We start from the raw sequence: 26,494 nt of genomic DNA, 5'->3' as shown, positions 1-26,494 counted from the left end.
TGATCAGATGCTAAATGTTATCTTAATCAATCGATCATTACGTTTTCTTCGCAATGTCATTGGAACGATGAGCGTGCTCCCTTTCGATTAACCCCTCTTCAAAATGAAACACGTAAAAATCTCTTGTTAATCATGTTTTCTTCGAGACAATGCAGCGATTGAGCCTCCGCCAAGCAGAAGCATAATACCAATGAGCATCGTTAGAAAATCGTTAGTATCGCCGGTTGTCGGCAAGTTTTTACTGTTCTTTGGCGCTGATGTTTCTTCGAGCCCTAACTGTCCGCGCTCGATTTTCGCACCGGTTTGCGGTTTAGCCGTTGGTTCAGACTTCGGTGTTCCACCACTTTGTTGTTCGGCATCAACACCGCGACCAAGAACCGGAATCGCTTTATTGAGTGCTGTGATCTCAACCGGTTTTGCCTGACCTTTAGCTACCGAGAACGGGATTGGCGTGCCATCAAGCTGATACCCTTGCGGCGCTTTAACCTCTATGAACTGGTAATCTCCGGGTGCCAGCCCCTTCACGATAAATTCGCCATGTTCATCTGTCGTCCAGATTGCAGGCAAATCATTGCCATTTGAATCCTTCGTAACCGGATTTCCTTTGCTGTCCTGGAGTTTAAATTCTGCCCCTTGAAGCACAGCATTCTTATCGTTTGTATCCATTTTTGTTAGTTTTACATCACCCGGCGTCAGTTTATTAGTCGCCGTGATTTCAATGGCTTTATGATCCGTCCGGGTCACCTTGAATGGAATTGGCGTTGTATCCAGATCATAGTTTGCCGGTGCCTTAGTTTCGATGAACTGATAGTCACCTGCAGATAGATTGTTCACGGTGAACTGCCCGTGCTCATCCGTTGTCCAGATGTCTTTCAACTTATTTCCGTTGGCATCCTTCGTCACTACGTCTCCATTACTGTCAACGAGCTTGAATTCCGCCCCCTTCAAAACAGCGTCCTGATCATTTTTATCAACCTTTGTCAGGATGATGCTGTTCACATCATTTGCTTTTGTCAGCTTCACAACTGCCGGTTCTCCACTTGAATCAGCCTGAATGGTGAATGCCTTTGGCGATGCATTGAGCAGGTAACCATTTGGTGCTTTCGTTTCAACAAATTGATAGTCACCCGGCGCAAGTCCATCCGCCTTGATCAAGCCGTCGGCATTAGAAGTTAATCCTTCACGGACTACTTTTTCGTCCTTACCGAGGAGATTGAATACTGCTCCCTCAAGACCTTTACCGTCCGAATCTGTCTTTTGCAATTCAACTGTACCTTGATAGTTGACTGCATCATCTGCTTTGACAACGGTTGGTATGCCTTTTGCATGATCCGAAATGGTAAATTCAATGGGATCGGTATTAATCAGAAAACCTTCCGGTGCTTTCGTTTCTTCAAAGCTGTATTTGCCAGGCCTCAGATTTTCTGCTGTGATTTTACCATCTTTATCCGATTTCAAGTGTTCTTGAACAGGACCATCCGCATTGACAATCTTAAACTCGGCTCCTTCAAGACCTTTTCCGTTCGGATCAACCTTAGTTAATTCTACAGATCCTTGATAATTAACTGCATCCGGTGCCTTAACCGTTACCGGTTTACCTGACGCATGATCCGCAATTGTAAAATCTATTTGAATAGTGTTCAAAAGATAACCATCTGGTGCCTTGGTTTCTACAAAACTGTATTTTCCGGGTTTCAGATTCTCTGCTGTGACTTTGCCATTTTCATCAGATTTCAGATTTTCTTGAACTGTTTTTCCATCGGCATCAATAATCTTGAATTCTGCTCCTTCAAGTCCTTTGCCGTTAGGATCCACTTTTGTCAATTCCGCTGAACCCTTGTAGTTCACTGCGTCTGGCGCTTTAACAGTTATCGGTTTACCAGCCGCTTCATCTTTGATCGTAAAATCAATCTTATCTGCGTTCAAAAGATAGCCTTCCGGTGCTTTTGTTTCAACAAATCTGTATTTACCTGGCTTCAGGTTTTCGGCTTTGACTTTGCCACCCTTATCTGATTTCAGTTTCTCTTGTACTGGCTTACCGTCAGCATCGATAATCTTAAATTCTGCTCCTTCAAGACCATGGCCAGCTGCATCAGTTTTGGTCAATTCTACCGTTCCTTGATAGTTAACCGCATCCGGCGCACTAACCACTTCTGGTTTATTGGAAGCTTCATTTTTAATCGTAAAATCAATTGTATTTTTGTTCAGCAAATAACCTTCTGGTGCTTTGGTTTCTACAAAACTGTATTGACCAGGCTTCAGATTCTCTGCTGTGACTTTACCAACTTTATCTGATTTCAGATTTTCCTGAATGGTTTTTCCGTTGGCATCCACTATCTTGAACACTGCACCTTCAAGACCGTTACCATCCTGATCCACTTTTTTCAGTTCGGCGGACCCTTTGTAGTTCACCGCGTTTGATGCTACTACTGCTTTGGGTTCTCCAGAAGCATGATCTGCAATCTCGAAATCAATTTTATCCGTGTTCAAAACATAGCCTTCCGGTGCCTTAGTTTCTACAAAGCTATATTTACCCGGCTTCAGATTCTCCGCTGTTACTTTACCGTCTTTATCCGATTTTAGGTTATCTTGAACGGTTTTGCCGTCAGCATCGATGATTTTAAATTCTGCTCCTTCAAGACCGTTGCCATCTTTATCAACTTTTGTTAATACCACTGAACCCTTGTAGTTCACTGCGTCTGGCGTCTTGATGGTCTCTGGCTTTCCAGCCGCGTCTGTTAAGATCATAAAATCAATCTTATCGGTGTTCAAAAGATAGCCTTCAGGAGCTTTTGTTTCTACAAAACTATATTTTCCAGGTTTCAGATTCTCAGCTGTGACTTTTCCATTTTCATCTGATTTCAGATTTTCCTGAACCGTTTTTCCATCGGCATCAACTATCTTGAATTCTGCTCCTTCAAGACCATGACCGTCTTTATCAACCTTCTTTAGTTCAACGGAACCTTTGTAGTTAACTGCCTCGCCTGCCGTTGTGACAGTCGGTTTTTCCAAGGCGCTGCCTGTAATAATGAACTTGATTTTCTCCGTATTGATCAGATAACCGGCCGGTGCTTTGGTTTCGACAAAGAAGTATGTTCCCGGTGCCAAGGTCTCTTTGCTTTGAACCAAACCATCCTTGTCAGAGGTCAGACCTTCCTGTACTGTTTTTCCATCTTTATCAACAATGCTGAAGACCGCACCCTCAAGGCCATGGCCATCTTTATCGGTCTTGATCAGCTTCGCGCCGCCTTGATAATCAATCAACGTTCCGGCATTAACATCAGGCAACTGATTGTTCGCGTTCTTCGTTACCGTAAATTCGATTGACTTTGTATTGATCAGATAACCGCTGGGTGCTTGAGTCTCTGTCAGGCGATAGGTACCGGCCGGCAGTCCGGTGAGAACTACTTTGCCGTCGCTACCGCTCTTAATCTCCTTACCATAATTATACGGAAGAAACTGATTGCCAATTTTGCTTTCCAGTTTGAAAATCGCTCCAGGAAGCAGTTTCCCACCAGCGTCTTTTTTGGTCAATGTGACTTTATTCTGCTTATCAACAATCGTTGTATACACGCCGTCCACTGTTGAATCCGCATTTATTTTCACCGGAATACCTGCGACAAGAGCATCGCTGATGGTATAGCCTTCCGGTGCTTGAACTTCCTTCAGAATGTAATCGCCATAGCGGATATTCCCAAAGGTCAAGGTACCCGTTGCATCGGTTGATCCCGTCCGCAACAGCTGCTTACCGTCCTGACTCCACAATTCAAATGCCGCACCCGGTAGAATTTGTCCGAGCTCGCCATTTTTCAGAATGCGCAACGTACCTTTTTTACCGGTCGCAGAACCGCCGCCGGTTGAAATCGCAACTGTGATCGTCTGCGTCGTACCTTGAGTGACCGTCTGCACATTGTCGCCGCTTATTTTTACTTGGTTTGTAACTTTCTCACTTGAACCGGCAATGTTAATGACCGAACGATATTGAACGGCATAAGCTCGATCGATATGTTTGTAATCGCCGATGAATTTCAGCACGAATTGCTGCTTTCCAGTCGTATTATCCGTTGTAACCGTTAACGTGTAATCTTTGCCACGCTGTAACTCTTTATCTGTATTCGGAACGAGATTCCCGTCTTTAGATATCGCGCCACTACCGTCGTACTTAGCTTCATAAACTTTGAACGAATTCTCATCCAAAATCTGATTATCGGACGGATCGTCGGTCACAGTTACGTCATCCAATGCCGACTGGCTTGGGTTCACATTGACATACCAGTTGACGTAATTCCCGCTTTGCGCACCATTTTTAGTGACTAACGTGCCACCATTCGTAATTGATACCGTTCCTCTAATCTGACGATCCGGATATCCTTCGTTATGGTAGGTGGCGATATTCGTGTAGCTGCTTGCACCATTGACAACCTGACCATCCAATGATGTCTTGAACTCAACCATGTATTGATTGGTATCATCGGCATCTGTCTTGAATTTCACAGTCAGTGTTTTATTGTTGGCTGCAGATGGTTCAGTGATCTCATATTTTGATGGATCAAGCGTAGCACCCTCTTTAATCGATCCGCCTGAATTGATCGTATAACTCTTCACTACTACCGAGCCGGATACAAAGTTCTGATTGCCGGTGATTGGGTCCGTGATCGATGCATTATTTGCCTTTTCCCCGTTGTAGTTGACGCCGACTTTCCATGTGATCACTTTATCCACTGCGTTATAAGTGCCATTTTTGAAACCGTTGAACTGGGTTTGACCATTGACATTGAAATCAGCAGTTGCATCATTTGTATGATCCTTGCCATATTGGTCCGTCCATGTTGCGGTTGCTGCGTTTTTCACATTCTTTTGGTTCGAAAAATCGACATTAAAATGTGTTGTATAGGAAATTGTAAATTTGTTGCTCGTTTTCGCATAATCGCCAATGAAGACTATGTTAAACCCTTTGTTGTCGGGCTTCAGTGTGAGCGTATAGTCTTTATCTTTTACAAGTTGATAATTATTTTTATCTGTATCCAGTATCTTAAGCGAATCGGGAACATACGATAGTCCTCCGCTCGTGAACGTATCATCCAGCTTCCAGTTATTCATTTCATACTTGTTTTTATTAATCGTGAGATTCCAATCCACAGTTTTTTTATTGTAATCAACATTTGAAAATCCTTTGGTAATATTCTGCTGTGTCGCTTGACCGCCTGAACCCCCGCTGCTTCCGGTTCCGGTGGTCACGTCATTTTTAAAATTGGTCGGATTATCAATAACGACACCACTTTTGACTTTGGTCTGATAGGTGATGACATAAGCTGAGGTCACCTTATCATTGAAATGTATGGTAAATCCAGTGCTTGTTTTTTCAAGTGTATAGTCCGTACCTTCCTTAAGTATATCGCCAAGCTTAGGTGTTGTTCCGTCAAACGAATTGACCTTCTGCACTTTCAATCCGTCCACTAATTGCAAATTCGTTGAATTGAAGTTGTCGGTGATTGTTGCCTTATCTTTCGCTATTTCTTTCTCACCGAAATTGTAATTAATTTTCCAGCTAAACGTCTGGGAGTCACCATCGTAAGCGGCTTTTGATTTTTCAACTGTTTTTCCATAATTCGCTGTGAGAGAAGCTTTACCGTCAATACCCGGGAAATCTTTTCCGCTGAAGGTCGCAACATTATCAAAATTAACCGTACCGCCATCATCCGGCTTGACGCTGTTATTAATGGTGGTTTGGTAGACCAGACGATAGGCAGATTGAATCGTTCCGTCAAAAGTAACATTGCCATTGCTATCGACCGAGTATCCGGAAGTGAGTTCATCCCCCTGAATGACATTGCCTTGAACATCCACATCAAGCTTATAGACCTTTACCGAGCTGAAATTGATACCCGAAGGCCAGTTCTCGGTGACCTTTGCGTTGGTTACCTTTGCCAGTTCCTTATTGACATCGACCGTCCATGTCACCTTGCTCGGATTCTGACCTCTGTCGAAGGATCCACTTTTTTCAATCGTACTTTTTACACCCGGCTTAAAATGTACCGTTACGATCGGCGAATCACTGTTCACAGGAAATTTAATTTGTTGATCAACCGAACCCGTGATTTCTTTTTCATCAAATTCGGTATTTACAAACAGTGTCCCATGTACATCCGAATTCTGCTTCACTTGATCATTAAAAGTCATGATCACATGACCGTTCATATCCACAGTGAATGTACCGTAATCATCAAGCGTTCCACTAACCTCGTTATGCATTTTAAAAACGCTTGGAAGATCAAATTCATAGGTGTCTCCAGCGTTAATCGTTGCTCCAAGATCGTCCGGGATCGCCCATGTAAACTCGATCTTTGCCGGATCATCTGTATTTGCCGGATGATCCTGATTGAATGGCTTACCATCCTTATCCGTTAACGTCACGCCAGTTAAAATGTTTTGCGAGATTTTATTCGCAGCTTTTGTTGTGGCAAGACTGCTAAATCCACGTTCAATCTTCTTTTCACTATCCTTGGCCGTTTCATCAGCCTTCGCTTCCGGCTTGCTTGGTTCCACTGAGCTGCCATCATCCTGCTTCGCTTGTTCAGCGGAAGAATCAGGAGCCTTCGTTTCTTCCTTCGCTGGCTCAGAAGCTGCATCGGACTGCTTCTGTCCGTCATCCGCAGATGCGGAGCTTCCATCCTGCTCGGTTGCCGCCGCCGTGTTATCCGTATTAGCGGCTTTCACAGGTACTTCCAACTTCTGAACCTGATTTTCACCAAGATCAAATGGAAGCTCAAACTTCGTCGTATCCTTATCTATCTGCGTGGCAAAGGTTGCATCAAATTTAATTTTTCCTGTCGCATTCGTTAAGTCCTTTGCCTGATCATTAAAATGAATCGTCAATTTATTGGCGTCGGTCATATTGTCTGAAGAGGCAACCTTATACGTACCAATAACTTGGTCGCCGTTCGTGACATCGCCGCTGATCTCTTTATCTAGCTTCAGTTCATTCGGAACTTGAACGGTGATCTCTTTATCAGGACTCAGCTTCACGCCCTCTTTTTGTGACCAACTGTATTCAAGATGCACGGCATCTCCGGTCACCAGCGGGTTGCTGTCCGTCTTTGTCAGATCAACCTCCTGATTATTGTGATCGGTAACAAGTACCGAATCAAAAAACGGATGGCCCGCTGCTTCGTCCGCCTGCGCTCTTCCAATGGAAAAATTGCTGAATTGTGCTGCAACGACTAGTGTTGATAATAGGGCAATGAATAGGTTCCTCAGCGGCCGGTGTTTCCTGCCGTAGCGCGCTTTCCGCGTTGCTCTCATCTACTTTCATCCTTTCTATTTATCTACTGATTCACAAGACCAAAAAAGAGATACAGAGACTAGTAACGGTGACCCCTTGTCCTTCTCGCGCGCCTTACCTAGTGAAAACGTACGGTTCTTTCTCTCCGAGCGAAATCATTTTTAGGACGATTTTTAATGTATTCTCCGATTTGAAGAATATGCTGCTTTGGTCGTCTTTTATTAGGAATTATTTGGAAACGGTTTCATATTATTTGTAACGTTTAGTGGCTCTTCAAGCAGCTTTTCTCAATAGTTAAACGCGCACGATAATGGCATAGGAGTCATTCGGATCACAGTTCAATGACATTAGATGTACGAAAACGATCAGGTCAAATGGCAGAATAGACAGTGGTTGTTATGGTGGGTGATTGGCCGGGACATAAGATTCAGAGTTACATTTTCATGCATCATTCTAAAACCTCCCGATTCTTTTAAGCAGAAACACGAAATGTGTCGAATTTCCAACGGTTTCCACAAATTGCTTGTGATTCGTTTGTTTTGGCTTATAATTTCATTATAGTTAGGTGAACTATACAGATTCTGAACCAGTATAAAATACCCCTTTAAACCTGCATTCCCAGTATTTTATAACAATAAAGTGTCCAAATCCCTTGATAGTATTGAGATTTGGACACTTTTTTTCTTGACAAATCTCCCAAACATTGGTATAATTATACCAATGTTTGGGAGGGATTCTCATGTCACTGGTCTATCTGAGAAATAAAAAGAATGGCATCACTTATGTTTACGAATCTGTGGGGTACTGGGACAAGGAAAAAAAGCAAGCGCGGAATAAGCGGAAATGCATTGGAAAACTGGATTCTGTAACGGGGGACTTCGTTCCTTCCAAAAAATATTCCGAAACGATGAAAGAATTGATTGCCCAAAAACCAGGACCGGTTCCGACAGAACGAGCGGAACGCCGTTTCTGCGGAACAACCTATTTGTTTGATGCTATTGGAGATAAACTAGGGATGACAGAGGATCTCAAACGTTGTTTTCCTGATTCCTACAAGCAGATTTTATCAGTAGCCTATTATTTAGTTTTGGAGGATCGGAACTCGTTGAGTCGCTTTCCTAAATGGGCACGGACACATGTTCATCCCTTCGGAAAAAATATCCCGTCACAACGGAGCAGTGATCTTTTTGGATCAATTACTGAGGATGCTAAGCAGCAGTTTTTTCACCGACAAGCGGAGCGTCGCATTCAAGAGGAGTATTTAGCGTATGATACCACATCTATTTCTTCATACTCCAAGTCTCTAAAACAAGTGAAATATGGGAAAAATAAAGACCATGATCCATTACCACAAATCAATCTAGCTCTTTTGTTTGGTGAGACCTCCGGTCTGCCTGTCTCATACCGAAAACTGCCGGGAAACATTGCAGATGTGAAGACGATCCAGCACCTTTTGGAGGAGTTTGAACTGTTCGGGAAAAAGAAGATGAAGTTTGTAATGGATCGGGGATTCTACAGTGAACAGAATATTAATACTTTCTACGAAAAACATCTCAAGTTTCTTATCGGAGTTAGAACGTCACTGAAATTTGTTCAGAAGAAATTGGCAGATGTTCGGGCTACTATGGTTTCGAGACTTCATTATCAGTCGACTATCGGTCTCTACTATCAATCCTTTATGACCGATTGGAATTATGAAAGCATTAAAAAACACTCTGGTGAAGTGATCGAAACCAAGAAACGGATTTATCTGCATCTTTACTACAATGATCAGAAAGCCGTCGATGACAAAATGGCTTTCAATAAACTCCTAGATGGGCTTGAAGAAGAATTAATTTCCGGTCGCCGTAATCCCGATCACGAAAAATTGTATGCCCGTTACTACACGATTAAAGAAACGCCTGTCCGAGGCACTACGTTAACACCCAAACAGGAAGCGATTGAAAAAGCGGAACAGGATTATGGCTATTTCGCCCTACTCTCCAATGGGATCAAAGATCCCATAGAAGCCATTAATAGTTACCGAACCAAGGATATGATTGAGAAAGCCTTTGGGAACTTAAAAGAACGTCTGAATCTAAGACGCACCTCAGTTTCTTCCGAGGAAAACTTAGATGGCAAATTGTTCGTTCAGTATATTGCCCTGTTCTATCTTTCATACATAAAAAAAGCAATGAGTGATCATGATCTCTTCAAACGATACACACTTCAAGAAGTTCTTGACGACTTAGATGTCATTGAACAATTTCAGCAACCCGGTCATAAGCCATCCATTGGTGAAATGACCAAGAAACAAATGGATCTGTACAAAGTGCTTGGTGTGAAGAACCCCTCATAGGTATAAATTCACGGGAATGCAGGTTTAAAGGGAAAGAAAAACATGCATGAACTCGATGATTTTTTACAGATGTATTTTCCAAAACTCTTTCTTGCACCATCATTATCTGATCAATGTGGTGTCAGTCTTCACTTTCTATTCGCAAAGGATATGTATCAATTTAATAAGGACGGCAGCCTAAATGGGCAGATGTTTAAAAAAGTATATACACAGGCATTCACTTTATTTAGCGCACTCTTTTCAAAACAAGATGAGCTGTTTTTAGTCACGAATGTCTATCAAAATAAACGAATTATACGATTGAATGGACGGTTAAAAGTCTATGATCGCCGTGTAAAAAGCAAATCGCTTCTCAGTCATCTGATGCAGCGGACCCTTCCCTACCCGTTCGAAGATGAAGAGGATGCAGATCAGTGCGTGACCTCCCAATTTATTCTTAAGTGCCGAGTTCAAGATTTGCGCACGTCATTGTTAATCAAAGCAGCCTGTAATGAAGATTTTCCTTCCTTAAAGCCTCGGTTTGGCATGCCATGCAGCTTCACTTATCCAGATCTTTTCTTCATTAATAGTACAAAGCGGCTTATTTATTTCATCTATGGTGATCGCGGATGTGAGATCATCGCAACTGACAAAACGATACTTCAACCAATCTACGAAAAATATAGCTGCTGGCTTGATGACTTCGGACGCGAGCATGCAGCATCTCTCTTTGCAAATTGAAAAAAGGCACCCGATCATGATTATGATCGAGTGCCTTTGATCTTACTGTCTGTTTAATTTTTTCTGCGTCTTCTTGAGAAGATGGTTAGGAATCCACCGCCTAACAAGAGGAGCGCGCCGGCTGCCATCGTCATGATGTCGTTGGTGTCACCGGTAATCGGAAGTCCCTTAGCTGCTTTTGCTTTCGGTTTTTTGGTCGTTTGCGTTTCCGCTTCGACACCGCGAACCAGAACCAAGTGATACTTGCCAGTTGCCAGACCTTCGAAGTTCACGTTCCCTTCTTCATCGGCCATAACGCCACGTGCGATGATGTGTCCATTTTCATCAACCACGTTATAAGTTGCGCCCGGCTTTCCATCCAGACTTCTTGTCACTTCGAGCGGCTTGTCGGTCGCGGTAATCTCAACCGCTTTTGCCTGCCCTTTTTCAATGACAAATGGAATCGGCGTATCATCAAGCGCGTAATTCTCCGGTGCTTTCGTTTCAATGAAGAAGTACTTACCAGGTGCAAGATCCTTCACCACGAAATGGCCACTGTTATCGGTTGTCAGGCCAGTTTTCAGCGTCTTGCCATTGCTGTCGGTTAACTTGAATACCGCACCCTTGAGTACCGCATCTTTGTCATTCCGATCAACCTTCGTCAAGCGAACATCACCTGGGGTCAATAGGTCGGTCGCTGTAATCGCAATCGCCTTAACATCCGTTGCCGTAACTTGGAACGGTATCGGGGTCGCATCCAGATCATAGTTCTTCGGTGCCTTTGATTCAATGAAATGATAGTTGCCCGGTGCCAAACCATTTACTGTGAATTGACCTTTGTCATTCGTTGTCCAAACGGATGGAAGTGCTTTTCCGTTCGCATCCTTCTCAACAACTTTCCCGTTATTGTCGTAAAGCTTGAACTCTGCTCCTGCTAGAACTGCATTCGGATCATTTTTGTCGACCTTCGTTAAAACAATGCTGTTAATTTTATCGGTCGCTGTAATCGGAATCGCCTTGACATCTTTGTTCGTAACTTCGAACGGTATCGGCGTTGCATCCAATTCATAACCATTTGGTGCTTTGGTTTCGATGAAGTTATATTTGCCCGGTACCAAGCCGTTTACCGTGAACTGGCCTTTGTCGTTCGTTGTCCAAGTGGATGGAAGTGACTTGCCAGTTGCGTCTTTTTCGACAGCCTTGCCGTCTTTATCGACGAGCTTGAATTCGGCGCCAACGAGAACTGCGTCAGTGTCGTTTTTATCGACCTTGGTGAGAACAACGCTGTTTAATTTATCCGTCGCTGTAATCGGAATTGCCTTAACATCTTTATTTGTTACTGTGAATGGAATCGGTGTTGCATCCAGTTCATAACCATTCGGTGCCTTGGTTTCAATAAAGTTGTAGTCGCCCGGTGCTAAACCGTTTACCGTAAACTGTCCTTGAGCATTCGTCGTCCAAGTGGACGGAAGCGTCTTGCCCGTCACATCTTTTTCGACTTGCTTGCCATCCTTATTAACGAGCTTGAATTCCGCTCCCTTAAGAATTGCTTCAGGATCGTTTTTGTCGACCTTGGTCAGGACGATGCTGTTCTGCTTATCCGTTGCATCAATTTCAATTGCTTTCGCATCAGTGTTAGTCACTTTAACCGGAATTGGTGTCGCATCCAGCTCATAGCCATCTGGTGCTTTTGTTTCAATAAAGTTATAGTTTCCTGGTGCTAAACCATTTACAGTGAATTGGCCTTGGCCATCCGTCGTCCAAACCTTTTGCAGATTCTTACCAGTTGCGTCCTTCTCAACGACCTTGCCGTCTTTATCAACAAGCTTGAATTCCGCCCCTTTGAGCACTGCATCTTTATCATTTTTGTCAACCTTGGTCAGAACGACACTGTTCAGCTTATCCGTTGCCGTGATCGGAATCGCCTTGACATCTGTATTCGTGACTTCAAACGGGATTGGTGTCGCATCCAGTTCATAACCGTTTGGTGCTTTCGTTTCGATAAAGTTGTATTTACCAGGCGCCAAGCCTTTCACAGTAAATTGGCCCTGATCATCCGTCGTCCATGTGGTTGGTAGTGTCTTGCCATTTGCGTCTGTTTTAACCGTGTTTCCATCCTTGTCAACGAGTTTAAATTCGGCTCCCTGAAGGTGGATGTTTTTGTCGTTTTTGTCGATTTTAGTAAGAACTGCGCTGTTCAGCTTGTCAGTTGCCGTAACTGGAATGGCCTTTGCATCAGTATTTGTAAGGGTGAACGGAATTGGCGTCGCATCCAATTCATAACCATTTGGTGCTTTGGTTTCGATGAACTTGTATTCTCCCGGTGCCAGACCATTGACAGTAAACTGACCCTGGTCATTCGTCGTCCAGGTGGTCGGCAGCGTTTTGCCTGTGATGTCCTTTTTAACTACATTATTTTCACTGTCAATGAGCTGAAATTCTGCTCCCTTAAGCACTGCATTCTTATCATTCACATCCGACTTAGTAAAAACAACACTGTTTAACTGATCGGTTGCTTGAAGCGACTGCGTCTGAACATCTGTATTCTTTACTGTGAATGGAATTGGCGTCGTATCCAGTTCGTAGCCATCTGGAGCTTTTGTTTCGATGAAACTGTAATTACCTGACGGGAGTCCATTCACCGTGAATTGACCTTTGTCATCTGTTGTCCATGTGGATGGCAACGATTTCCCTGTTACATCTTTTTCAACGATGTTATTAGAACTATCAACAAGCTTGAATTCGGCACCCTTTAGAACGGAATCTTCATCGTTTTTATCGACTTTAGTTAAAGTGATGCTGTTAATAGCATCTTTTTTGCTCTGGGCAATGGTACTTGGTTCCCCAGCAGATGAATTGTCAATGGTATATGAAACTGGCGTTTTATCTAGTAAATAACCACTTGGTGCAGTGAGCTCTACAAACTGATACTGACCAGGTGCCAACCCAGTAATTGTTGTTGTTCCAGTAGCTGTTAATACGTCCAATTCATCGTTTAAGTAAGGATATGTTTTCCATGCACCATCTAAATATTGTTGGAAATCAAACGTTGCCCCTAATAAAGTATTCCCATCCAAATCTGTTTTTGAAAACTTCACTGACCCTTTATAGTCAGTAGCTGTTACCGGCACTGCATCGGGTTTATCAGATGCATGATCCGTAATGACAAATGGATCTGTCGGCGTATCGTTGATCAGGTAGCCAGCTGGTGCCTTTGTTTCTGCAAAGCGATAGGTACCTGGTGCGAGACCATCCAATGTAAATTGGCCATTTTCATTAGTGGTCATTTGGCTTTGAGCAATTCCTGTCTGCGTTTCCCAATCAGTATCCTTTGCTTCCTTTACGCCTACTCCATCTTTGAGCTTTTGCAGTGAGAACTCTGCTCCTAATTCTTTAATTGTATCCCCTTTTTTGTCCTGTTTCGTCAGTGTCACTGACCCTTGGTAATCTTGTGCCGTAACTTGAACAGGGTCTGGATTGCTTTCGGCGTTTTTATCAATAGTGAATGGCTCCGTTGGTGTATCGTTGATCAGGTAGCCAGCTGGTGCTTTAGTTTCTGCAAAGCGGTAGGTACCTGGTGCGAGACCATCCAATGTAAATTGGCCATTTTCATTAGTGGTCATTTGTCCTTGAGCAATTCCTGTCTGCGTTTCCCAATCAGTATTCTTTGCTTCCTTTACGTCTACTCCGTCTTTGAGCTTTTGTAGTGAGAACTCTGCTCCCAATTCTTTGATTGTATTTCCTTTTTCATTTTGTTTCGTTAAAGTTACTGATCCTTGGTAATCGGTAGCTGTTACCGACACTGTGTCGGGCTTATCAGCTGCATGACCCGTAATGACAAATGGATCTGTTGGCATATCGTTGATCAGGTAGCCAGCTGGTGCTTTTGTTTCTGCAAAGCGATAGGTACCTGGTGCGAGACCATCCAATGTAAATTGGCCATTTTCATCAGTGGTCATCTGGATTTGAGTAATATTAGTTTGCGTTTCCCAATCAGAGTCCCTTGCTTCCTTTACGTCTACGCCATCTTTAAGCTTTTGCAGCGAGAACTCTGCTCCCGATTCTTTGATCGTATTTCCTTTTTCATCTTGTTTCGTCAGAGCTACTGAGCCTTTATAATCTTTAAATTGAACTGGATCACTAATCTTGCCAGCCGAATTAACAATCTGATTGTTTTGATTTACTGAGAAATAAATTTTGTTGTCATTAATTAAATATCCATTTGGCGCTTGAGATTCTGACAAGTAATAGTCGCCCTGAGATAAACCTGCTACCGTGATTTTTCCACTTTCATCATTAATAGCAAATACTCCGTTATTCCCCATAGTGGTATCTACACTATAGTCGCCATCCAAGTTATTCTTATAAAGTGTGAATTGTGTTCCTTTCGCTGAATCACCTTTATCTACAACTTTATTAACAATCAACTGATTTTGATTGTTAACAACATTTATTGTGTTCCCACTTGGCAAATTACCTGTATCTATTTTTTGGGGGGCGTTGATCACATACCCGTCTAAGGTGGATGTTTCTTTTAAAATGTACTTAATACCCGACCCAAGAACTAGTCCGCTAAAGGTTAAATTACCATTGCCATCTGTGGTGCCCGTTCTTAGAAGCGTATCTGCATTTCCGCTTGCATCCTCACTCCAAAGTTCAAAGGTTACATTTTTAAGTGCAGAATCACCTAGCACTGTATGACCTGTTTTATGAATGGTTAAGCTGCCAGTTGTTCCTACTGCCCATCCGCCTGCGCTTAAGTTAACTACATTAGTATTCTGGTTATTTGTATCTTGAACAATTTGTGAGTTATTCCCACTAAATTCAGCACTATTAGTTAATGTACCTGTAGATTTAGAAATATTGATTAGGGAATTATATGAAACAACATAGGCAGTAGCATTAATTTGTTTATTAAACGTTATGGTAAATACTTGCTTACCTGTTGAGTCAGGTGCAGGAACATCAACAGAATAATCACTTGTACTTAATGGATGATCCGTATCAGCGACTAAGTGGCCGGAGCCATCCATTTGAACGACTCCATTAGTTACCTTTGCTTGATAAATCTTAAGCGAATTCTTATCTACAATTTGACCTGAAGAGGAAGTATCTGTAATTACCATTCCTGGATCAATAACTGAAAGGCTTTTATTGACTTCCAGAGTCCATGCAACATACTTTCCATCTTGGGCTCCATACTTTCCAAGCCAATTCCCACCATTCTTTGGTTGGACGGAATCGATTAAGGTTCGAGCTGGATAGTCACCATTTTTAAAGGTTGCATTATTGGTATAACTTGATTTAACCACTTGCCCGCGTAAATCTGTGGCAAAGCTAACCATATAATGTCCTTTATCACCGTTCAAACCACTAAAATCTACTCTTACTGCATTATTTTCTTTTGTAGGTGTCGTAATTGTAAAACCTGAAGTTATTTCGTGTTCATTTGTTACGCTTCCATCACTGTTAATATCATACTTATAAACCTTAACTGGTACTGTATCATCAAATTTCATTCCATCAGGAATTGGATCATTAATATATGCATTATCCAGTGGTTCTTCATTGTAATTTACATAAACCTTCCACAGAACATTTTGATTTACAGGATCATAGTTCTCATGAGTTTTGAATCCATTTGTTTGTGTATATGGATTAGGATTATAGCTGTCCCCTGTTTTTGTCTCATGCGGTGTATTAGTAGTTACCTCATACCAATCAAATATTGAATCATTAGAGATTGTTGTAATGTTTCCCGTATCAGTATCCGATGTATAGCCATTAAAATTCGTCGTATAGGTGATCATAAAGGTACCAGTTGTGTTGTAATAGGCAGAACCTGATTTAGGCGCAATGGTAAAACCTGGTTTTCCTTTACTATTTGTAGAACCAATATTGAAATCACTTGTTACGTCAGAACCTTTAGACCAAGTAACTGCTCCATTTGATTCAGTGATGGGGGTTGCCGTATAAATTTTCAAGTTGGTTAAATTGGATAATGGATAAGAGAATGTATCATCTATAGACCAATTATTCAGTGGATAATTTTTCTCATTGGCCATGATTTTCCAATCAACTGTTTTCTTCTGATAATCAATATTGCTGTGTGATTTTATCAAGCTTTGCTGATCAACATGCCCTGGTATTTCACCAGTTGAAACCGTTCCTGTCTCTGCTTTGTTAGAAAAGTCAGTACCTTGGTCAATATATACATTTCCAGGTTTTACTGCGAGATCATAGGTGATTTTGTAAGCTGCGGTAACGTCCTGATCAAAAACAATTTGAAAGCCACTTGAAGTTGGGATTATGTGATAACCAGTTTTTATATCAGAATAAGTTGCCACTCCACTAGCATCCCAAGTAACTTTCTGTACTTTTACATTTAAATATTGAAACGTATCTGTTATAAAAGTATCGGTGATAATCGCTTGATCATGTGAAATTGTCTTTTCTCCATAGTTATAATCAAGTTCCCAGTGCGTGAGTTGCGCATTATTGGTATCTTTTCCAAGGTATGTCTTAGTAAGTAACTTACCATAGGATGCTGGAGCTGGAGCTGGAGCTGAGCCTAGTGTCGTCTGATCGTCTTTAAGTGTAGCCGTATTAGTGAATGTTTTTGATCCACCAACACTAGGTATTTGTTCGTTATTGATCTTCGTTTTATAAATAAGTCGATAAGCTCCAGTTATATGACCAAGTGTTACTGTTCCTGTACTTTTATCAACAGAATATTTACCATTATCTCCATCAGCTTTTGCACTTTCTGATAAAGGATGACTGGTATCTGCGCCTCCGACAGTCCCATTGACCGCATTGGTTGATAATGGATATATCGTTACCGAATCAAATGAGAGACCTTCACTGGCTAAGTCCTCAACTACCTGTGCATTTTGTAATTCTTGCTTATTAAGATTGACATCAACTTGCCAACTAATTTCTTTTGGATTGTGTTTACTATCAAAGCTTAGGTACTTCTTCTGAATTGGATTTGAAAATCCATCTTCAAAATATATGGTTGCTGTTTCCGTTTTTCCGTTTATCGGAAAATTAATCGTCTTTGTTGTTGAGTCACCTGTATTTTGTTTATTAATTTGAGCCGTAACATACATGCCAAAAGAAACGTCATTATGGTTCTGAAATTCACCACTAAAGGTCATGACTACTTTGCCATTTGCATCAACAGTAAATGAACCGTAATCAACACCACTCTTGTCAAGCAGTTCCCCGCTTAGTGGTGCTTGAGCAGAGGGAATTGAGAATATGTTTGGTAAAGTAAAGGAGAGTGTGTCGCCTTCATTTATTGTTTGTCTTACAGTTTCTGGAACATCCCAGGCATATTCAATTTTCACCGACGAGTCTGGCTTTGCCGGATAATCTGCGGTATATTCCTTGTCACCATTATCAGGGTCGACAAGTTTAATACTGCTTGGTTGCAAATTCGTTATCTCTTTTGACGTTGATTGAACAGAAAAAGCTGAAAAATTTCTAAGCTGATTCGAGCTTTGTTGTTGTGAAGATACATTTCCGGTACTTGACGAATCAGCTGAACTTGACTGCCCTTCATCCGACCCATCTTTATTCCCCTGCACACTTGAACCATCTGTGCTGCTGCCGTCTTTGCTACTCGATGAATCACTTGCCTTTGATTCACTTGCGCTTGACGCATCCGCCTTTGTCTGATCATTTGAACTGGAGGCATCAGATGATTTGCTTGATTCTGGACTTGATGTATCGCTCGCTGCTGCTTTACTATCCGACGATGCAGCCTCTGTTTGCTCAGCAACAGCCTTTACCGCAATCTCAACCGTCTGCTTCTGGTTGTTCCCCAAATCAAAATCTACTGAATCCGTCTTTTGATCCGCTTTGATTTCATCATTAAACACAACCGGAATGATGAGCTTCCCGCTGGCGTTAGAGAGGTCTTTCGTTTTCTCGCTGTCAAAATGGATGGTGAGTTTGTTGATGTCTGTTGCACCGTCACTAGCCTTAGCTGTGTATGTGCCAATAACCGTTGTGTTGTCGGCAAGTGTTATATCACTGGTTGCATCAGTACTGTACTTTCCTTCAGCATCCTTCGTTCCAACCTTGAATTGGCTTGGAATTTGGATGGTCACGTCTTGGTCTGCAGAAAGCTTCTGACCATCTTTTTGTGTCCAAGTATAGTCAAGATTGACGGAATCACCTTGTTTGAGTGGGTTCTCCGCATTAACGTCTTTTGCAGTGTCGCCTTCCCAGGTTGTCAGTTTCACTGAATCAAAAAACTGGTTGGTAGACGTTGTTGCTCCATCCTCAGCACTCGCCTTCCCCATAAGTGGTGACAGTGACATCTGGCTGAATACGACGAATAGCGACAAGGCGATGATCATCAGTCGTTTCATCATTTTGTTGTGTTTTGTCTTTTTGAGTCCGAGTGGTAGTCTTTTTGCTCTCAACTTGCTTCTCCCCTTTATTTTTTCTGTGTAGGAACTGGGTAGTGATCTCTGTGACTAGTATAGAAATCCGGTTTTGATCCGGAGTGCATCAAAAAGTAGATTGCAAGATTCTTGGGATTGGAAGATGTCTGATCGTGATGGATAGTGCGTTCAAATTATGTAAAAAAAGCGCAGTTTCCCCGGAATTTTGTTAATAATTATTGTATCTTCCAGATCTATACAGTTTCTGAACAATTGGTGACAAACGTCACATCGTGTCGAACCGTGTCGCCTGTTCGGGAGTGAAAAAAAGACCGCAAACCCTGTTATGGATTTGCGGTCCTCATATTCTTCTATTAATATTAGGATGATCAGTTCATTGCGTCTTTGCTTTCTTTGTAGCGTTCGTACATGCGGATGGCGCCGTCAACATTGCCCATTTCATTGTAAAGTTTGATGATCAGCTTCATCGTCCGCTCGTCATCCGGCTCAATTTGATTGATCTGCTGGCAGATGTCCAGCGCTTCCGCCTTTCTATTCTTCTTAATCAGGAATTTAACAAGCGTATACGCGTGTTCGAGCCAGAGCCCTGCCAATCTGATGCGCTCAGGTTCGACCCACAAGTAACCATATTCATTATAATAATGATTTCTGTAAGCCTTGAAGTGCTGAATATGAGCTTTATATGTAGACAACTCAAGTGGTGGTAGCTGCGTTAACTGCTTTTCCCACTGCTCCACATCAATCGTTGTTCCGGATAAATTAAGGGAGTAGCCGATATCATTTTTAATAATATGATGATTGAACGGCAATTTCTCCATCAATTTACGGATTTGGTAAACCGTCGTGTACAGTTGTGTTGTTCCTTTGACCGCATCGACGCCAGGCCACAGCAAATCGATCAATGTTTCTTTACTGACAAAATGATCATGTTCCTTCAGCAAGTATGCGTAGAGTTCACGTGCCCGAGACGTACGCCATTTGACAGGAATATAGGTTTTCACCCCGTTTTCAATTTTATAAAAATTGAGACTGTCAAAGCATTCAATGCCAAACTCAGCTTTTACTATTGGCTCGCCGGCCTGTGCTGCCACTTGCTTCTTAAACAAGCGTTCCACAGCCTTTTCCAGCCGAGGTTTCAGCATAGGCTTCAGCAAATAATCGATTGCGTTCAGTTCAAAAGCCTTAATGGCGAATTCATCATAAGCCGTTGTAAACACGACGTCGATATGCTCATCATTGTCTTGAAGTGCTTCTGCAAGTTCAATGCCGTTAAGTTCCGGCATTTCTATATCCAAAAAAGCGGCGTCCGGCCTCACCCTCTTAGCTTCATCAAGCGCCCTTTCCGGATCGGTGAACGATTGAATCGATTGAAATTTTCCAGTCTCCTGCAGCATTTTTCTAAGCTGGTTGCATGCGAGTTCTTCATCATCGACTACAAATGCGTTCATTATTTTCCTCCTTTGCACCGGGTTTGCAAACAGGCATTTTTCCGATCATTACAATTTCGTTACACTGATTATAACACTTACAATGAAAACAAAATCAAGTTTAAGTTGTTTTCGGCTATTCAATTCGCCAAATTGAACTGGTAGAATTACATATATCCGAATGAAATTCAGGAGTGACTTGATGTGCAACGTTTTTTCGCCATGATGACTACCCTCTTAATCTATACCGGACTCTTTTTGATCGCTCTATCACTGATCCATTTCTCTGAATATCACGGGCCGGTTGCCAAGCAGGGCATCCTGGATCTTTCCGCATGGAATGCCACAGAAGATGGAGCCCTTCAATTGAACGGTCGGTGGCAATTCTATCCGAATCAGCTACTCACACCTGCCACGATAAAAACCGTTCAAAAAAACAATGAAAGATTCATTGCCGTTCCTGAGAATACGCGTAACTCAAATAGCTTAAAGCCGTACTACGCAAACGCCGGAACGTATCGACTGACCATTCATTCTGATCGGACGCAACTTTTAGGATTACTTGCGACGAATATTTACAGTTCAAGTCGCTTTTATATCAACACTATTCTTATCGGCGGAAGCGGTAAACCATCTATGGGGAACGATCAGATCGCTTCTTTCAAACCTTACGTCAGTTATTTTACCGTCCACCGCGGTAACAATGAATTACTTCTTCAAGTATCACGAACCGAAGGTGTTACCGGTTGGGGTATTACCAAACCGATTATTCTCGGCACACAGCAGCAGATTTCGAAAAAATGGGATCTGTCTGTTTTTAACGATATGGTCATGGTCGTATCGTTTTTCTTTATGAGTCTGTATTTTTTTGGCTATTTTGTTCAGCGACGTAAGGATTTCCACTTGCTGTTCTTTTCGATTATCTGTCTGCTTTTCTCATTGGTTATTTCATTGCTCAGCCCGGGGCGAGCCATTTATATATTTTTCCCAAATCTCCCGTTCCCGCTGCTCGTCATCCTGGAAGCCGTAAGTACGCTATTTATCGGTGTCGCCATGCTTTTATACCTATATTTTACCTATCCGGCATTAGTAAACAAAAAAGTGGTAGTGATCGGTACCGCTCTTTCTTCCGCCACATTTCTGATGGATTTAACACCGTGGGATTTGTTTATGCCCACCGAACTTTTCCTTCACTCGTTTCTTGCTGTTTCGATTCTCGCATACGCTTCCTATATTTTCATACTTGCCATTATGAAAAAAGTTGAAGGCAGCATCTATCTTATGGCAGCAACCTTATCCATCAGTGTTTTTATGATCATCACGGTCATTCGGGCATACAGTTCAAAGCCCTTAATTCCGTTGTATTCTTTTTCATCATTACTGTTCCTGTTAATGCTCTCTTTACTCATTTCGCAGCGCTTCGCCAATGCGTTTAAACGAAGTGAATCATTGGCTCGGGAATTAGTTCATAACGATCATGTAAAGGATACGTTTATTGCCCGCACCTCGCATGAATTTCGTACGCCTTTAAATGCAATTATTAATGCGACGCAAACCTTACTGGCAGGGGATAAAAGACAGACGATCAGCAATGCACAGAATACGTTGCAGCTGATTAATCGAATTAGTCATCGTCTTTCCGCACTGATTAACGACATTCTTGATCTTGAGAAAATGAAGCAGGGAACAATGCGGTTTAAACCTGTTCCACTGGATATTTATTCAACGGTTCAGTCGGAGATGGGCTTTTATCAATTGCTCGCTAAAGAGAAACGTTTATCCATTATTAACAATATCCCGATTCATTTACCGTTCGCTTTTGCTGATGAAAACCGTTTTCGGCAAATCATCAATAACCTCGTTGGTAATGCGGTTCAATATACTCAATCAGGAAAAATAACTTTACGTTCAAAACTTCTGGAACAATCCGTTGAGATCATGATCGCCGATACCGGCGTCGGCATTCCTACTTCGGAGCACCAATCCATTTTCAACATGTTTGAGCGACGGGACAGGCTTAATCAAAGTGAAGGTGCCGGTTTGGGATTAAATATTGTGAAACAGCTTGTAGAGCTTCAGGGAGGAAAAATATGGGTTCAATCGACGATCAATGTTGGTTCCGTTTTTCATTTTACAGTGCCTCTTTACGACCAAAGGCTTGTGCCTTCTGTCTGCACACTCGGAACGAATCGAACGGTTCTTGAGCAGCACGGCAGTGAAGTCTTGATGACGACCAAGCCTTTAACAACACCTTACCATTCATCGAACATTTCCGCACCGACAATCGTTGTCGTTGACGATGATTTGGATAATCTCAAGATTCTCGTTGATATGCTTGAGGGCATTCCTTACCATGTGGTGGCGGCGAAAAACGGTAAGGAAGCACTTGATGAAATCGTTCGTTCAAAACCCGACTTGGTCATTTTAGACTTACTTATGCCGGGTCTGTCCGGTTATGATGTCTGCACAAAAATACGTGAACACTATAGTCTGACGGAGCTTCCTGTACTTATGCTTACGGCCGCGATTTTAAACGAAGACAAGCAGGAGGCGTTTCGGGCAGGCGCAAATGACATTTTACAGAAACCGTATAATTTTTCCGAGTTTGCAGCACGCCTGCGAGGTCTGATCTTAATGAAGGATGCGGCCGGTCAAGCAGTAACCATGGAAGTCGCTTTCCTGCAATCACAGATTAAACCACATTTTCTCTACAATGTACTCAACTCAATCATTGCTCTCAGCTACGAAAATATTGAACACGCACGCGAGATGATCGCTCAATTCGCATCCTATCTGCGCGACAGCTTTGACTTTCAAAATACATCGGCTATGAGCACCTTTAAGAAAGAACTGACGCTTGTTCGCTCTTATCTCATGCTTGAGAAAATGCGGTTTCAGAATCGTTTGCATGTTCGGATCACTGTTGATGCCTCCATTGACTTTCCGCTTCCTCCGCTGATGATCCAGCCGTTAATCGAAAACGCCGTTCAGCATGGGATCAGTAAACGAAAATCAGGCGGACAGGTTATACTTACCGTCACTCGGCAACAAAATCGTTACACAGTCATGATCGAAGACAACGGTGTGGGCATGGATAACGAACAAATAAAGAAGCTTCAAGCGAATGAAACAAGCAGCAGCGTCGGTTTAAAGAACATTAACGATCGGTTAAAACATTATTATGGTACACAATTAATTATTCGAAGCACCGTTGGCAAAGGAACCATTGTCTCTTACACCTTAACATCACCAAGCTGGAAGCAGCAGGAATCGGAACAAGAAAGGAACGGAAACGATAATGAAAATGAAAATTAAAATGATTAGCATGATTTTTCTTGGCTACCTCTTTTTATTTCTATTCGTTCTGTTCCTTTCAAGCAATCATGGAGATGCTGCACCGCCGGTAAAACAAGGCGAACTCAATCTTGAACGCTTGAATTTCGAACAAAACGGAACGGTGCAGTTAAATGGCGAATGGGCCTTTTACCGTGATCAGCTTTTAACACCAAAGCAGATTCATTCCAGCGACACAAAACCGCTGACGTACGTTCAAGTTCCGATGAATAATCTTACACATTTCGGAAGTTCGCTACAGGCAGATTCGGGGACTTATCGTTTAATCATCCGTTCCGATCAGAACAATCGTATGTTCGCAATTAAAATTCCGGTTATTTATACCGCAAGTAAGCTCTTTGTTAACGGCAAAGAGCTTGGGCACAGCGGCACGGTTGCACGCAATCGGTTTAACCCAAGACCGGTTACGTACACCCGCTATTTTCCAATACACAAAGGATCAAATGAAATCGTTATTCAGTTTGCTAATTATGGAGTCATTAACGGCTGGGGGATTGCCAAACCGGTTTTATTCGGTACGGAACAAGCGATTTCCGGCGTTAGAGCACACAATCTCGCAATCAGCTGCATCATCATTATCCCTTTTTTCTTAATGGGATTGTTTTATTTCGGCCATTACTTGCAGATGAAACGAAATCGATCTTTTATATTTTTCTCACTGATGTCTCTGCTCATTTCTATTGCGCTATCTACCTATGATCTTGAAGGAATGATTTATATTCCATTTCCGTGGCTTCCGTTTTGGATGCATGCCCGTCTTGAATTCATCTGTTCTTTGCTGGGCATTCTCATGTTCATATATAGTTTCGCTCGTCTTTATCAACCATTGGTTTCCAAGATCATGCTTCGGCTGATTACCGTTTGGGCGGTAATTCCCGTTATTGTTGATCTTTTCTCCATAGAGGTGCCGACTTTTATTACTCTAATTACAGCTCTGTTCATCCTATTCATATTAATCTATTCGACTTATATTGCTTTAATGGCCTTGCTTCATAAGATGGAGGGAAGTCTTTACTTAGTCGTATGCGGACTGTCGCTGAATGGCTATATGATTACAGCGATCGTTAATGCATCCAGTACAAGTCAAATTCTCGTTTATAACGTCTTTGCGGTACTCGGCGTCGTTCTTTCTCTTTCTCTCTTAATGGCACAACAATTTAATCATGCCTTTTTTCAGGCAGAAGCACTCACGAAGAAACTTCAGCAGATCGATCAATTGAAAGACGAATTCATGATCCGTACCGCGCATAAATTCAAGAGACCGCTTAATGGAATCATCGCCAGTACGCAAACGTTATTAAGAGGCAATAAAAATCGGTTGATTATGAGCGAGCAAAACAACATTCAATTAATTACCCGAATGTGTTATCGGCTTTCTAATTTAGTCAGTGATATTCTGGACATTGAAAAAATGAATCAAGGGATGCTTGCTCTTAAATTAGGACCTGTTGATCTGCAATCTCTCATTCGTATTGACGAACGTTTTTATTTAAAAATGGCTCATGACAAGGGGCTGCAAATGACAATCACGATCCCCGAGAATCTTCCACTCGTTTACGCGGACGGGAATCGACTTCGCCAAGTCATAAATAATTTGCTCGATAATGCGATTAACTACACGCATCGCGGACAAGTGACTCTTTCTTCCAAGCAATCGAGAAATCATTTGGAAATCGAGATCACAGACACTGGCGTCGGCATTCCCGAAGCAGCTTTTCCTAAGCTCTTTGATCCCTTTCAACAAGCGGATACACATATGAGTGAAGGGAGCGGCCTCGGACTCGCTCTGACAAAGAAGCTTGTCGAATTACAAGGGGGAAAAATGTGGTTTGAATCAGAAGTCGGCGTTGGTTCAACGTTCCATTTCACGTTGCCGCTTTTTAATCAAACCCCAGCAGGCGCAGCTAACGCTGTGCTTAACCAGCGAACGTACGCCATCGCTCATGATGCTGAATTGACGCTCGCAACACCCTATTACTCTCAAGTTGCTGACGCTTCGCAAATTTTAGTCGTCGGCAATGATTTAGATAATTTAAAAGTGTTAATTGATATGCTGGAAGGTGTCTCTTACGCTGTTATCGCCGTAAAAGACGGTGGAGATGCACTGAGCGAGATCCACCGTTCGAAACCCGACCTGGTCGTCTTAGATTTAATGAAGGATGGTCTGCCCGGCTTTACCATTTGCCAAATGATTCGCGAGCAGTACAGTCTGACTGAGCTCCCCATTCTCATGCTCACCACATCCAGCATTAACAAAGACATTCATTATGCTTTTCGCTCAGGCGCGAATGATGTGTTGGAAAGGCCGTATAACTTTGCCGAGTTTTCAGCACGCATACGCGGGTTAATCATGATGAAAGTGGCAGCCGCTCAAGCCACCAATACGGAAGTTGCCTTTCTTCAGTCGCAAATCCGTCCGCATTTTCTTTACAATGTGTTAAATTCAATCATCGCGCTCAGCTATGAAAATGTTGAACACGCTCGTGAAATGATCGCTCAGTTTGCCACTTACTTGCGCAGCAGTTTTGATTTTCAAAATACTTCAGCGATAAGCTCACTGAAAAAAGAACTCACACTTGTCAATGCCTATTTATCGATTGAAAAAACGCGTTTTCAAGATCGCATACAAGTTAGTATAAACGCGGATCCGCACCTCGACTTTCCGCTGCCGCCTTTAATGATTCAACCCTTAATTGAAAATGCCGTTCAGCATGGCATCGTCAAGCAAAAGAAAGGCGGAAAGGTTCACCTATCTGTCTTAACCGAAAAAGATGCATACGTCATTACCGTATCCGACAATGGCAAAGGCATGGATGAAGAACAAATACGCTTCGCGTTAAATAAAGAGCGCGGGCGGAGTGTCGGTCTAAAAAATATTAATAGCCGATTAAAACATTTTTATAATACGGAACTGAAGATCAAGAGTGTCTTGGGCAAAGGCTCTTATTTTAGTATGCGCATACCTAAAAAATAGGCA

At 42.3% G+C, this 26,494-nt stretch carries 7 protein-coding genes; 4 read left to right on the top strand and 3 right to left on the bottom strand.

Annotated features, from left to right (window positions below; genetic code table 11):
• Window positions 1–126: 126 nt before the first annotated feature.
• Window positions 127–7,302, bottom strand: a complete 7,176-nt coding sequence (locus ABWW58_RS07110; protein ID WP_353868464.1) for a SpaA isopeptide-forming pilin-related protein — start codon at window positions 7,300–7,302, stop codon at window positions 127–129.
• 719 nt (window positions 7,303–8,021) lie between these two features.
• Between ABWW58_RS07110 and ABWW58_RS07105 the strand changes: the two genes are divergently transcribed.
• Complete coding sequence (locus ABWW58_RS07105; RefSeq protein ID WP_353868463.1) at window positions 8,022–9,620, top strand: IS1634 family transposase; 1,599 nt, start codon at window positions 8,022–8,024, stop codon at window positions 9,618–9,620.
• Window positions 9,621–9,662: 42 nt separating this feature from the next.
• Window positions 9,663–10,340, top strand: a complete 678-nt coding sequence (locus ABWW58_RS07100) for a DUF3885 domain-containing protein (protein WP_353868462.1) — start codon at window positions 9,663–9,665, stop codon at window positions 10,338–10,340.
• 53 nt (window positions 10,341–10,393) lie between these two features.
• On the opposite strand, the gene ABWW58_RS07095 is transcribed toward ABWW58_RS07100, so the two are convergent.
• Together ABWW58_RS07095 and ABWW58_RS07090 are read right to left on the bottom strand one after the other, a co-directional pair.
• Complete coding sequence (locus tag ABWW58_RS07095; protein ID WP_353868461.1) at window positions 10,394–18,754, bottom strand: SpaA isopeptide-forming pilin-related protein; 8,361 nt, start codon at window positions 18,752–18,754, stop codon at window positions 10,394–10,396.
• A 350-nt stretch (window positions 18,755–19,104) separates the two neighbouring features.
• Complete coding sequence (locus ABWW58_RS07090; protein ID WP_353868460.1) at window positions 19,105–20,184, bottom strand: response regulator; 1,080 nt, start codon at window positions 20,182–20,184, stop codon at window positions 19,105–19,107.
• 183 nt (window positions 20,185–20,367) lie between these two features.
• Between ABWW58_RS07090 and ABWW58_RS07085 the strand changes: the two genes are divergently transcribed.
• Both ABWW58_RS07085 and ABWW58_RS07080 read left to right on the top strand, forming a co-directional pair.
• Window positions 20,368–23,478, top strand: a complete 3,111-nt coding sequence (locus tag ABWW58_RS07085) for an ATP-binding protein (protein ID WP_353868459.1) — start codon at window positions 20,368–20,370, stop codon at window positions 23,476–23,478.
• Window positions 23,462–26,491, top strand: coding sequence for a hybrid sensor histidine kinase/response regulator (locus ABWW58_RS07080; RefSeq protein WP_353868458.1), 3,030 nt, complete (start codon window positions 23,462–23,464; stop codon window positions 26,489–26,491). The genes ABWW58_RS07085 and ABWW58_RS07080 overlap by 17 nt, the downstream gene beginning before the upstream one ends.
• Window positions 26,492–26,494 lie beyond the last annotated feature (3 nt).

Source organism: Sporolactobacillus caesalpiniae (assembly GCF_040513385.1).
Taxonomy (GTDB): domain Bacteria; phylum Bacillota; class Bacilli; order Bacillales; family Sporolactobacillaceae; genus Sporolactobacillus.
This window is presented reverse-complemented; position numbering and strand designations above follow the sequence as displayed.